Source organism: Streptomyces sp. MH60, from assembly GCF_002939385.1.
In the GTDB taxonomy this organism is placed as follows: Bacteria; Actinomycetota; Actinomycetes; order Streptomycetales; family Streptomycetaceae; genus Streptomyces.
This window is the reverse complement of the sequence record NZ_MULI01000020.1, coordinates 97,835-106,507: the sequence shown is the minus strand read 5'-3', so window position 1 is coordinate 106,507 and position 8,673 is coordinate 97,835. Positions and strand designations below refer to the sequence as shown.

The window sequence follows — 8,673 nt, the reverse complement described above, 5'->3', positions numbered from 1 at the left end:
CCGGCTTCCTGCGCCCGCGGCCGGGGCGCGCGGGACCGCCGCGGCCGCTGCCGGCCGTCGTCGGTGCGCCCGTCGGCGCGGTCGCCGCCTTCCTCGGCGTGGGGGGCAGCGTGATGACCGTCCCCGCGCTGCGGCGGGCCGGGCACACGATGCACGTGGCGACCGCGCTGGCCAACCCGCTGACCCTCGCGACCGCGCTGCCGGCCGCCGCCGTCTTCCTGGGCGCCTCCGCGGGACCCGCCGATGCCCACGCGCACGTGTCCCTGGTGGGCCTCGTCGACCTCCGCGCGGCCGGGGCACTGCTCCTGGGCGCCCTGCCGGTGATCGCGGTGCTGCGCCGGCGACCGCCGCACCTTCCCGACCGCCTCTACGCCTGGACGTACGTCGCGCTGCTCGCCGCGGTGGCGGTCGCGATGGTGCTGTGAGGCGCCGTCAGGCGATCACGGCCTCCCAGGTGTCGACCGCGAAGTGGACCGTCATGCCATGGCGGCCGTACAGCCGCGGGGCGCCGGTCGCGTTGGCGGTGTCGACACCGAGGCCCACCGTGTCCCGGCCCCGGGCGGCGAAGGCCGCGAAGGCGTGCCGCAGCAGGAACCCGCCCAGGCCGCGGCCGCGGGCCTCGCGCAGCACGCCGAGGCTCCGGATCCAGCCCATGGCCTCGCGGTCGTCCCGGGCGAGCAGGAACCCGGCGTCGCCCAGGTCGTCGGCCTCGGCGAGCCACACCAGGGACCAGTCGAGGCCCGTGGCGTCGATGTCGTCGAGCCACAGCCGGTAGGGGCGCGGCCGGAAGTCGAAGTGCTGGGCGAACGACCGCTGGTACAGCTCGTGCACCCGGACGCGGTCCGCCTCCGTGGCACACGCCCGCACCCGCACGCCCGCCGGGGCCCCGGGCGGGAGGTCGGCCGCCGGGTCCAGCGCGCGGCGCAGGACGTGGTGGGTGCGGACGACGCTCCAGCCGCGCTCGGCGAGGAGCGCGGTGTCGGTCGTGGGCGTGGCGTTGAGGTGGAGGTGGACGACGGCGCGCTCCGCGCCGTTGGCCCGGGCCTTGGCCAGGGCGCGGGCCTCCATGGCCACCAGCACGCGCAGCCCGGTCCGCTGGTGGCCGGGCAGCACGTAGTGGTCGATGTCGACGCGCTCCCCGCCGGACTCGTCCCACAGCAGCCCGTACGCGACCAGCCGGCCGTCGTCGAAGGCGAGCCACGAGTCCCGGGTCAGATCCGTCTGCTGGTGCTTCAGGTCGGCTTCGACGGTGTGCTGGTCGGTCTCGGGGCGGCCGATCTCGATCCGGTCGATCTCGTTGAGGAGTCCGGTGATGGCGGGGGCGTCGGCAAGGGTGGCCGGTCGCAGGTCGGCGGTGGACATGAGGAGCAGAGTCGGGCACGCGGCGGGTGGCCGCAACGGATTTTCCGCCGGACGCGACGGAATGACGTACTGCGGCGAACCGGGGGCATACGGATGTCCCGAGGCCTTCTCCCCCGCCGACCCACGGGAGTTCCCTGTGACGCCGAGCCTGCGCACCGCCCGCGCGTGCCGTGCCGCCGCCGCGCTCCTTGTCGCCGCCGCCGTGTACGCGGCCATCCGCCACTCCTGGCTGACCCTGCCCGGACTGTACGTCGCCGCGGTCTTCGCCTGGTGCGCCGCCCGTGAGGCCGCGGAGCACCGGCGCAGGGTCGCCCTGGCCCGGCGGGCCGAGCTGCTGGCCCGGCCGGAGCCGCGGGATCCGTTCGCGCCCGGTCTCGAGCCGTGCTGCGCGTTCTGGCGGCACTCCGAGGGTGTCGTGCACGGACCGGAGTGCGCGCGCCCCGTGGCCGACCGTGTCCCGCTGCCCGAGGACTGCTGCGAACGGTGGTGGACCTCGCTCGGCGCGCGGCACGACGCGGGCTGCCGTCGTCGCGCCGGCGCCCCGGGCCGGGGCCGCGCCCGGCCGGCGTCGCAGTAGCCGGGTCAGGGCCCGAGTGGTTCCCGCCCCAGTGCCGTCCGCAGGGCCAGCGGGGTGGCGGCGGCCCAGGCCTGCGGTGAGCAGGAATGGGGGTAGGGAACGGGCGCGGTGGTCGCCGAGCGGTCGTATCCGGCGAGGACCTCGGGCAGCCGGTGGCCGTGATGGGCCGCCGCCGCGACGAGTCCCTCCGCGACGGTGCGCACCTCCGCCGCGAGTCCCTGCCGGGCCAGGCCCAGGACGATGACCGCGTTGTCGTGCGGCCAGGCGCTGCCCCGGTGGTAGGACAGCGGGTGGTACGGACGCTGTCCGGCGGCGAGGGTGCGGATCGCCCAGCCGGAGAAGAAGTCCGGCTCGAGGAGTCGCCGGCCCACCCGGCGGGAGCGTTCCGGGTCGAGGATGCCCGACCACAGCAGGTGCCCGGCGTCCGAGGCCAGCGCGTCGACCCGGCGGCCGTCGCCGTCCAGCGCGAGGGCGGGGAAGTCCGCGTCCGGCATCCAGAAGTCCGCCGTGAAGCGGTCCCGCAGCCGGGCGGCGCGCTCGCGGAGCCGACGAGCCCAGGCCTCGTCCCGCCAGACGGCGTCGGCGAGTTCGGCGGTGCGCAGGAGTGCGTCGTAGGCGTAGCCCTGCGCCTCGCAGACCGCGACGGGTCCCCCGGCCTGGGTTCCGTCGCGGAAGCAGACGGCGCCGGCGGAGTCCTTCCAGTTCTGGTTGACCAGCCCGCCCGGGTCCGGGTCGTACACGAGGTACCCGTGCTGCTCCAGGCCGCCGTCGGTGAGCATCCAGTCCACGGCCCGCCGGGCGTGCGGTTCCAGGCGTTGTGCCAGGGCCCGGTCGCCGGTCGTCTCGTGGTGGGCGTGGAGCAGGACGAGGAAGAGCGGGGTGGCGTCGACGGCGCCGTAGTACCGGCCGTACGGGACCTGCCGGAAGTGGGCGAGTTCGCCGTGCCGGGTCTCGTGGACGATGCGTCCGGGCTGCTCGCCGCTGAAGGGGTCGTGCCGCCGGCCCTGGGTGGCGGCGAGCGCGCTGAGGACGGCGGCGGACGTCGCGGGCCGGTACGGCAGCAGGAAGTAGGCGGTCAGCAGTGAGTCCCGGCCGAACAGGGTGAAGAACCACGGGATGCCGGCGGCCGGGACCCGCACGTCCTCTCCGTCGACGCCGGGGACCGGGATGGTCAGCAGGTCGATGTCGGCGAGACCGCGTGCGCAGGTGCGCGTCAGGTCGTCCGTCGCGCTGTCGGGCCGTACGGGACGCCGTACGGCGGCGGGGGTAGGGGTGGGGGCGGGCGGCCGGGTCCGTCCGTGCGGGTGGGCGCGGACGGTCAGGTGCAGGTCGGCCCGTCCGTGCGCGTCGAGGGGCAGGTGCCAGGTCAGCTTCCGGGCGGTGGAGCGCGGCTGGTCCCGCGCGGGGGCCGACTCGCCCGGGGCAGGGCTGCAGGTGAGTTCGGTCCGGGCGTGCCAGTCGGCTCGTCGGTAGCTGAAGAGCACTCCCTCGGCGGTGTCGCGGCTCTCGTACTCCGCGCCGGGCTTGGCGTAGTGGCGGTCGTCGGCGCGGAGTTCGAAGAGGTCGGCGAAGTCGGCGTCGACGGTGAGGTCGAGGCGGGCCGTCACGGCGTCGGGGCGGTTGCTGACCAGGCTCAGGTGTTCGGTGAACGTGCCGGCGGTGACGCTCTGCCGTCGGAAGACGGTGTACGCGGGCGGGTTGTCCCGGGTGCCCTCGGGGGTCAGCACGCCGGTGGCCGTGTCGTCGGTGTCCGCCGTGGCGGGCACGAGGGCGACCGGAGCGGTGCCGTCGACGGTGAGGCGCCAGCGGCTGAGGTGCCGGGCGTCCTGGCGGAACAGCCCGTCGGGCGCCGAGCCGCGGACGCCGCTGATCGCGCCGTCGGTGCCGAGGCGGACGAAGGTGGCGTCGCGCACCAGTTGGACGCGGGGGTCGGCCGCGGTCATGCTCCGGTCTCCTTCGGGTCGGCGCTGAGCAGGTCGAGCGTGAGCGCCGCGGTCCAGGAGAAGTGCCGGGTGCCGCAGGCCGCGCCGGTGGCGGGGTCGACGTACTCGGCGAACCCGGAGCGTCCGGCCTCCGCGAGGAACCCGGCGCGCAGGCGCGCGGCGTCCTGCCCCAGGCCGTGGGTGCGCAGCCCGCGCTCGATCAGCCAGGCCGTGTTGAACCAGGCGGGACCGCGCCAGTACCGGGTGGGGTGGAAGGCGTGCCCGGTCAGGTCGTAGCTGGGCACCAGGTCGGTGGCCGGCGCGCTGAAGTGCGGTCCGGTGAGCGTGGCGTGCAGCCGCCGGACGACGTGCCGCGGCAGGCGCGGGACCAGGAGCGGGATCAGTCCGCTGACGGTCCGCTCGTCGACCGGTGTGCCGCGGTGCAGGTCGCGCACGCGGAACAGGCCGGCCTCCTCGTCCCAGAGCCGGTCCACCAGCGCCCGGGTCAGTTCGGCGGCCCGCTCGGTGTGCCGCCGTGCGGGCAGCCCCAGTTCGCGTGCCATGGCGGCCAGGGCCAGTTCGCTCACGATCAGCAGGGCGTTGAAGGCGGGGTCCTCCACGGCGAAGAGGTGCCGTACGACGCGGTCGTCGTAGCCGGCCTCCCGGTACTCGGTGGCCAGCCGGACGTACCGGCCGTAGTCGAGGTCGGTGGGCCGGTCGACGGGGCGGCCGTGGTCGAGGTCGGCGCGCCGGAAGGTGCCGGGCGGGCTGGGTTCGACCCGTCGCAGGGCCCGGTCCCAGCTGGGGCTGTTGTCCATGCCGGGTTCCCACGGGTGGACGACGGCCGCGAGGCCGCCCCCGCCGAGGTCCCGGCGGTCGAGCAGGTAGTCGTGCCAGGCGGCGAGCCTCGGCCGGACCCGGGCGAGGAAGCCGCGGCGCCGGGACTCGGCCGGGTCGGCCCGGTGCACCAGCCAGGCGGCCAGGGCGTGCACGGGCGGCTGGACGATGCCGGAGGTCTCGACGGACGAGGGGGCGCCGGCGGCCCGGCCCGCCGTGGAGGACTGCCAGAAGTCGGGGCTCGGGAAGTAGGCGTCGTGCGGCAGGGCGGGGTTGAAGACGATGTGGGGCACGCGTCCGTCGGCCCACTGCGCGGCCAGCAGGGACTCCAGTTCCCGCTGGGCGCGGCGCACCGAGAGGTGGCGCAGCCCGATGGCGACGAAGGCGGAGTCCCAGCTCCACTGGTGCGGGTAGAGGGTGCGGGAGGGGACGGTGGAGGCGCCGGTCCAGTTGTCGAGCAGGACCCGCGCCGCACCGCGCCGCAGGGTCAGGTCCGCGGGCGCGGTGGGCGCGGGCCGGTCCAGGAGGTCCAGGGGGGAGTTCACGCGCCCGACCTCTTGAGGAAGGCGGGGACGGAGCGCACGGCCTGGACGGGGTCCCCGGTCAGCCGGGATTCGAGGGCGAGGTGGCCGTCGTAGCCGACGGTGTGCAGGGCGCCGAGCCAGGCGGGCCAGTCGAGGTGCCCGGCGCCGGGCTGGAAGCGGTTGGAGTCGGAGACCTGGGCGTGGCCGATGACGTCGGCGTGGGCGACGATGGCGGCGGCGGGGTCGCTCTCCTCGATGTTCATGTGGTAGCTGTCGATGCCGATCCGGACCGAGTCGAGGCCGACGGCGCGGATCAGGTCGGCGGCCTGGTCCAGCCGGTTGACCATGTGGTCCTCGTAGCGGTTGAGCGGCTCCAGGAAGAGCGTGACGCCCTCGCTGCGGGCGTGCTCGCCGAGTTCGGTGAGCCCGGCGAGGAGCACCTCGCGGTCCTCCTCCTCGGTGCGCGGCGGCTCGAAGGGCGGCAGCCGGCGGGAGAACATGCCGTACGAGGCGGGGGTCTGGGCGCCCACTCCGCCGATCTCGGCGATCACGGTGAGCTGGGACTTCATCTGGGCGACGGCGTCGCGGCGCAGCTCCTCGTCGAAGGCGCCGAGGAAGTGCAGCATGTCGACGCAGACGGTCGGCATGACGACGCCGTCCTCGCGGGCCCGGCGCAGTTCCTCGCGCCGGGAGGCGAAGTGGAAGTCGCCCTTGCCGCGCAGTTCGATCGCGTCGTATCCGGCCTGCTGGGCGAAGTCCCACTTGGCCTGCAGAGTGTCTCCGGGCAGGAGTTGTTCCTGGACGGCGGTCTTGAGCATGGGGGTGCCTCTGCCTTTCGGGGCTCTCAGAATTCCAGGACGACCTGCAGCGCCTCGGCGGGCCGCTCGTCCAGCAGTACGTAGGCGTCGGCGGCGTCGGCGACGGGGACGACGTGGCTCACCAGGGAGTCGACGTCCACCTGGCCCTCGGCGACCAGGCGCAGGAAGGTCCGCTGGAGGCGTTCGACACTCCAGCGGTTGGACAGCTGGGGCGGGACGCCGCCGATCTGGGAGCAGATGAGCTGGACCCGGTTGTGGTGGAACTCGTCGCCGAGGCGCAGGCCGATGCCGTCGCCCTGGTAGAAGCCGGAGGCCACCACCCGGCCCCCGGCCGCGACCGAGCGCAGCGCCTCGTGCAGGGCCGGGTAGGCGCCGCTGATCTCGATGGCGAGGTCGGCCCCGAGGCCGCCGGTGGCCTCGCGGACGCGTTCGGCGACGGCGTCGGTGCGGGCGTTGAGGGTGTGCTGGGCACCGTAGTGCTTCGCGGTCTCCAGGCGGCCGTCGAGGGCGTCGACGGCGGTGACGCGGGCGCCGCTGAGCCGGGCGAGCCGGGTGGTGAGCAGGCCGATGACGCCCTGCCCGAACACGGCGACGTCCTCGCCGAGGTGGATGTCACCGGCCAGGACCGCGTTGTACGCGATGGCGCCGACCCGGGCGAAGGCACCGGCCAGCGGTTCGAGACCGGCCGGCAGGGTGTGGCCGACCATGCGCTCGGCGGGGACGACGCCCTCGCTGCGGTGGCCCCAGATGCCCCACACCAGGTCGCCGGGGACCGGCAGGCCGGGGGTGCCGGCCAGCTCCGGGGAGACCTCGACGACCTCGCCGACCTCGGAGTAGCCCCAGCCGGCCACCGGGTACTCGATGCCGGGCGCGCCGTCCCGGAAGAGGCGTGCCTCGGGGTCCCAGGTCCGGGTCAGGTACGGGTTGGTGCCGCGGTAGGCGGTCAGCTCGGTGCCGGCCGAGATGCCCGAGTAGCGGGTGCGGACCCGCAGGTGGCCGGGCGGCAGTTCGGCCCTGGTGTGCTCGGCCACCTCCACCTGGCGGGGGCCGGTGAACTGGACGACGCGCTCCACGGATGACACGGGCGACACGGATGACACGGAGGGCTCCGGAAGGGTTGCTGATGCGGTTGCGTCGACAATATCCGCAACTTATGTCTTGTCAACAAGCAAAAGTGATGCTGTGATGCGTGACGAGCAGACGTAAGTCGGAACGAGGACACTCCATGCGCATCAGGACCCTGCGGTCGAGGACGATCGCGGTCGGCGTCACGGCAGCTTTGGGAATCGGGCTGCTCTCGGGCTGCGCGAGCAGCACCGGGCCCGGCAAGCCGGACCGTGAGATCACGGTCTGGTCGCAGGAGAACCTGCCGGACCGCGTCGCCGCGACGCAGAAGGTCATCGACGGGTTCGAGAAGAAGACCGGCGTCAAGGTGAAGCTCGTCGGGGTCGACGAGGGGCAGATGCCGCAGCTCATCATGTCGGCGGCGGCCTCGGGCACCCTGCCCGACGTCATCGGCGCCGCACCCATGGGCCAGGTCTGGCAGATGTACAGCAACGGCCTGCTGAACACCGACATCCCGAAGCGGATCGTCGACGGGCTGGGGCGCGACACCTTCAACGCCAACGCGCTGGAGCTGACGTCCGACGGCGGCACCAGCCTCGGCGTGCCGTCCGACGCCTGGCTCCAGCTGCTGGTCTACCGCAAGGACCAGTTCGGGCAGAAGGGCCTGTCCGCTCCGGACACGTACACGAAGGCGCTGGCCGCCGCCAAGGCACTCACCACCAAGGGGCACGACGGAATCTCGGCGGCCACCGACCCCAGCGACGTCTTCACCTCCCAGAGCTTCGAGAGCCTCGCCCTGGCCAACGACTGCCAGCTGGTCGACGACCGGCACGAGGTCGCCCTCGAATCGCCGCGCTGCCAGGCGGCCTTCCGCACCTACGACCAGCTGGCCCGCGGCTACGGCGCCCCGGGTACCCAGACCGTGGACTCCACCCGCGCCACCTACTTCGCGGGCCGGTCCTCCATGGTCATCTGGTCCTCGTTCCTGCTCGACGAACTCGCCGGACTGCGCAAGGACGCCCTGCCCAGCTGCCCCCAGTGCGCGAAGGACCCGCGGTACCTGTCGGACCACAGCGGCATCGTCACCGCGATGAAGGGGCCCGACGCCGAGGATGCCGCCCAGTTCGGGGAGATCACCTCCTGGGTGACCACCAAGACGGCCGAGACGGCGGCGTCCCGCGAGTTCATCGAGTACATGATGGGCACCGGCTACGAGTCCTGGTTCGGCATGGCGCCCGAAGGCAAGATCCCGGTCCGCAAGGGCACGGCCGCCGAGCCCGAGCGCTACCTGGACGCCTGGCGGCACAGCGACATCGGCGTGGACACCCGCGAGCCCCTGGACGAGGTCTTCCCCAGGACCCTGCTGGACCAGCTCGCCGACGGCGTCAGCAACATGCGCCGCTGGGGCATCACGCAGGGCGAGGGGGCCCTCGTCGGCGCCACCAACGGCGAGCTGCCCGTGCCGAAGGCCATCGGCGCCATGACCAGCGGCCAGAGCTCGCCGTCCGAGGCGGCGCGCGACGCCGACGAAGAGGTCGCCGCACTCAAGAAGTCCCTGCAGTAGCCGC

At 74.1% G+C, this 8,673-nt stretch carries 8 protein-coding genes; 3 read left to right on the top strand and 5 right to left on the bottom strand.

Annotated features, from left to right (window positions below; all coding sequences use genetic code 11):
* On the top strand, nucleotides 1-425 hold a 425-nt coding region (locus tag BZZ08_RS15765; RefSeq protein WP_157953341.1), incomplete at its 5' end, for a TSUP family transporter.
* A 7-nt stretch (nucleotides 426-432) separates the two neighbouring features.
* Here BZZ08_RS15765 and BZZ08_RS15760 read toward each other — a convergent pair.
* A complete protein-coding gene (locus BZZ08_RS15760; protein WP_104632843.1) occupies nucleotides 433-1,362 on the bottom strand; it encodes a GNAT family N-acetyltransferase in 930 nt (309 codons plus the stop codon).
* A gap of 136 nt (nucleotides 1,363-1,498) precedes the next feature.
* Between BZZ08_RS15760 and BZZ08_RS15755 the strand changes: the two genes are divergently transcribed.
* On the top strand, nucleotides 1,499-1,939 hold the full coding sequence (locus tag BZZ08_RS15755) for a hypothetical protein (protein ID WP_104632842.1): 441 nt from the start codon (nucleotides 1,499-1,501) through the stop codon (nucleotides 1,937-1,939).
* 5 nt (nucleotides 1,940-1,944) lie between these two features.
* Here the strand turns inward: BZZ08_RS15755 and BZZ08_RS15750 are convergent, their stop codons facing one another.
* The 4 genes from BZZ08_RS15750 to BZZ08_RS15735 are packed head-to-tail and all read right to left on the bottom strand — an operon-like array spanning nucleotide 1,945 to nucleotide 7,113.
* The gene (locus BZZ08_RS15750) at nucleotides 1,945-3,882 is read right to left on the bottom strand and encodes an amylo-alpha-1,6-glucosidase (RefSeq protein WP_104632841.1); all 1,938 of its coding nucleotides are present in this window, start codon (nucleotides 3,880-3,882) and stop codon (nucleotides 1,945-1,947) included.
* Complete coding sequence (locus tag BZZ08_RS15745; RefSeq protein WP_104632840.1) at nucleotides 3,879-5,243, bottom strand: MGH1-like glycoside hydrolase domain-containing protein; 1,365 nt, start codon at nucleotides 5,241-5,243, stop codon at nucleotides 3,879-3,881. Before BZZ08_RS15745 ends, BZZ08_RS15750 begins: the two co-directional genes overlap by 4 nt.
* Nucleotides 5,240-6,040, bottom strand: coding sequence for a sugar phosphate isomerase/epimerase family protein (locus BZZ08_RS15740; protein WP_104632839.1), 801 nt, complete (start codon nucleotides 6,038-6,040; stop codon nucleotides 5,240-5,242). Before BZZ08_RS15740 ends, BZZ08_RS15745 begins: the two co-directional genes overlap by 4 nt.
* Before the next feature lie 26 nt (nucleotides 6,041-6,066).
* Entirely contained in the window at nucleotides 6,067-7,113 is a 1,047-nt protein-coding gene (locus BZZ08_RS15735) for a zinc-binding dehydrogenase (RefSeq protein WP_104632838.1), read from the bottom strand.
* Between the two features lie 152 nt (nucleotides 7,114-7,265).
* Between BZZ08_RS15735 and BZZ08_RS15730 the strand changes: the two genes are divergently transcribed.
* Entirely contained in the window at nucleotides 7,266-8,669 is a 1,404-nt protein-coding gene (locus tag BZZ08_RS15730) for an ABC transporter substrate-binding protein (protein WP_104632837.1), read from the top strand.
* Nucleotides 8,670-8,673: the final 4 nt, after the last annotated feature.